The following is a 3,144-nucleotide window of genomic DNA, read 5'->3' as shown; positions in this document are numbered from 1 at the left end:
TTCATTGCCGTAGAAACTGAGAATATAATGCAAATCTAATGCCGTCCGGGATTTCTTCGCCCCAGCATCCCGGGTACTCCGCATCCGGACTTCCGCATTCTTTTGCCAAACGGGATTGAGGGAGACTTGGTACATATAGAGATTGACCCCTTTTTCGGGAGTCCCACTGCCTAAATTATTGGGGCGAACGGTGGTGACTCTTGCACCATCTAAATCTAATTGAACAGAAGACTGTAACATCCGTTGTAAACAGGCCGTTACGGTGGCAATCGCCAGATAATTACTCATATTATTATGCACTCTGGGCTGATAGTGAAATGAGGATTGAGACTCAACAGATTGTAGCTGCCAATTTTCAACTCACCAGCGGTTTGAGAGCGATTGGGGGAGATGGGGTTAACTCATCAGATTGAGTTTAACACAACCGCTGGTGAGATTTTTGAGGAAAATCACGCAGGAATTTTCTGAAGATAACCGATTCAGAGGCAGAGGGGGACAAAACTTAAACAAAGCTTAAATTTTGGACATCCGGGGAAATTTGAGGTAAACTTTTCCCAGGATTCTGGGGTGTTAGAGCAACTTAGAACAATCTGCCAATTGAGAGGCGATCGCCCCGGGGTAGAGTCAAGGGTAAAACGAGTAAGTTGTTGCCTATTTAATTTATAGCTTGACCCGGAGGCAAATTCTCCAATGGGTGCGTTCCCCGGCTAACTTAGGGAACAAGGAAGGGATCAGGATTACCGCAGAGAAGGCGATCGCACCCCGTTCACTCGACCGTTGACCCACAGACTTTAAAATTTATAATCCCATGACATCGCCAAATATCAACCCTCCAACTGCTTCTGTCCCCGTGGTGACGGACCCTGATGTACTCTTGCAAGCGATGCTGACCAGTTTTAACCAAAGACTGGAAACCGTGGGCGAACTGATTATGCCCGGAGTGCCAGCAATGGCAGAGTATTACCATCATCGAATTGGGTCCCTATTCGATAGTTTAGCCATCCCGTTCAAAGAAGCGGAACGAAATCAACTCTATCAAATTTTGGACAAAAAGTTAGAAGAGGGGTTTGCCTTATCCCCCCATGCGCGCCTCAGACTCAAGTACCATCCGGCAGAACCCCCTAAAACCGGATTAACCTTTGAATTTTCCGTCTCTGTTTTATCGAATATTGAGGAATATCAGGAGTGGATAAACCAGAACGAACAACCCTGGTTTGGCATGAGTCCCGATGCGAAAGTTCTGGATATTGCCCAGTTAGCGGAAGACCCGGGGACAGCCTCAGTCTTGGATATCGGGGCCGCAACAGGACGGAATACCTTGGCCCTGGCACAACGGGGTCATCCCGTGGATGCCCTGGAATTAGTGCCAGTCTATGGCGATCGCCTCCAACAGATTGCCGAACAAACCGGATTACCTATCACTGTGACTCCTGGAGACATCTTCGATCCCCTGGTCCGGATGCCCTTGGGACAGTATCAACTGGCGATCGCCACCGAAACCCTTCCCCTATTTTGTTTTGATGGCGATCGCCTGCGCCTATTCCTCGTGAAAATGTGCGATGTCCTCCAGACCGATGGTTTCCTGCTATTTAGCCTGTTTCTCGCCGCCGAAAACTACGAACCGGACCCAGTAACCCGCCAGATGTCGCAAGTCAACTGGTCCTGCCTATTCACGCGATCGGACCTCGCCACCGCAATGGCCGGACTACCCCTAGAACTGATTTCCGATGAGTCTTGGGTCAACTATGAACAAACCCATCGCCCCCAAGAAACATGGCCTCCCCATGAATCCTTTCTCAACTGGGCAACCGGACGGGAATTATTGCTCACCCCCCCAGACCAAACCGCGATGGAATTGCGCTGGATTCGAGGCAAACGCTTGTAACTCCCCTGAACATCCTCTACTCCCATCCCGCAATAGTTTTTATAACCCCAGATCCAGTGTGTTCGATTCTGTGCAAACCCTTGTAAATCCCCTTACCATCATGTATCCCGACCCCGCAATAGATTCTCCCACCCCGGAAAACAGACCATTGACCGACCCCCCCACCCGACAACCGGGACCCCTTGTCCAACTCCAGCATCGATTTCAAGGGCGAGGTCAAATCATCATGCCTTGTATCCCTGCCCTCTTGGAACATTACCTCCACTCCATTGCCCAACTGTTGAGTGCCTTGGGGCAAACCTTAGACCATGACGGCGTAACGCATCTGTCTCAAAGTCTGTGGATGAAACTTCAGGAAGGATTCCAAACCTCCCCCCATGCCAAAATCGTTTTCACCTACCAACCCCAAACCCATGACAGTTCCCAGTTTCAATTCCAAGTGTCTCTGTTGACCCCATCCCTGGCGGAAGAATATCAGAAGTGGGTCAAAACCAAAGAACCGCCGCTGTTTGGGGCCTATCCTGATGCCAAGGCGATCGCCATTGCCGCCCAATTTGACAATCCCGCCAATGCCCCCATCGTAGACATTGGTGCCGGAACAGGTCGCAATAGCATTCCCCTGGCCCAACGGGGTCATCCCGTAGATGCCGTAGAACTCGCCCCCGTCTTCATCCAGGAACTACAGGCAACTGCAAATAGCCAAAACTTACCTCTGCGAGTCATCCCGGGGAACATCCTCGATCGCCCCGTGAAACTCCCCCCCGCCCATTACCAACTGGCGATCGTCTCCGAAGTCATCTCCCATTTTCGCGACCCCTCCGAACTGCGACTCTTACTCGCCAAACTCAGTGACGCCGTACTTCCCGGGGGATTCATCTTATTAAACCTTTTCCTCCCCCTCGACGACTACCAACCCGATCGCCTCGTCGTAGAACTCTCCCAATCCTCCTGGTGCACCCTATTTACCCGGGCCGAACTGACCACCGCAATGGAGAAACTCCCCCTAAAACTCTTATCCGACGAATCCGCCTTTGAATACGAACGGAACAACCTCCCCGCCTCCGCATGGCCCCCCACCAGTTGGTATCCCACCTGGACCCAAGGCCGAAATATGTTCCATCTCCCCAACGCCTTCCCCCCCATCGAATTGCGCTGGATTCTCTGCCGCCGTTTGTAACCCGCTACCCTAGCCCATCAAGGTGGTAAATTTAATCACGAAAAATCGTTGTTTCCTGTAGGGGTTTGGTCTCCAAACCCTC

General features: G+C 51.3%; 4 protein-coding genes. 2 read left to right on the top strand and 2 right to left on the bottom strand.

The annotated features are described in order from the left end of the window. Together J0895_RS04605 and J0895_RS26240 are read right to left on the bottom strand one after the other, a co-directional pair. Nucleotides 1-288, bottom strand: a 288-nt coding sequence (locus tag J0895_RS04605; RefSeq protein ID WP_207086946.1) for a Pvc16 family protein, incomplete at its 3' end; no start/stop codon positions are given. A 372-nt stretch (nt 289-660) separates the two neighbouring features. Continuing rightward, on the bottom strand, nt 661-786 hold the full coding sequence (locus J0895_RS26240) for a hypothetical protein (protein WP_277989780.1): 126 nt from the start codon (nt 784-786) through the stop codon (nt 661-663). A 22-nt stretch (nt 787-808) separates the two neighbouring features. On the opposite strand from J0895_RS26240, the gene J0895_RS04600 reads away from it, so the two are divergent. Continuing rightward, nucleotides 809-1,885, top strand: a complete 1,077-nt coding sequence (locus J0895_RS04600) for a class I SAM-dependent methyltransferase (protein WP_207086945.1) — start codon at nt 809-811, stop codon at nt 1,883-1,885. 148 nt (nt 1,886-2,033) lie between these two features. Beyond that, on the top strand, nt 2,034-3,062 hold the full coding sequence (locus J0895_RS04595; RefSeq protein WP_242541048.1) for a class I SAM-dependent methyltransferase: 1,029 nt from the start codon (nt 2,034-2,036) through the stop codon (nt 3,060-3,062). Nucleotides 3,063-3,144 lie beyond the last annotated feature (82 nt).

Source organism: Phormidium pseudopriestleyi FRX01 (assembly GCF_017313335.1).
Classification (GTDB): Bacteria; Cyanobacteriota; Cyanobacteriia; order Cyanobacteriales; family Laspinemataceae; genus Laspinema; species Laspinema pseudopriestleyi.
Note: the sequence above shows the minus strand (reverse complement) of the source record. Positions and strands in the feature narration are given on the sequence as shown.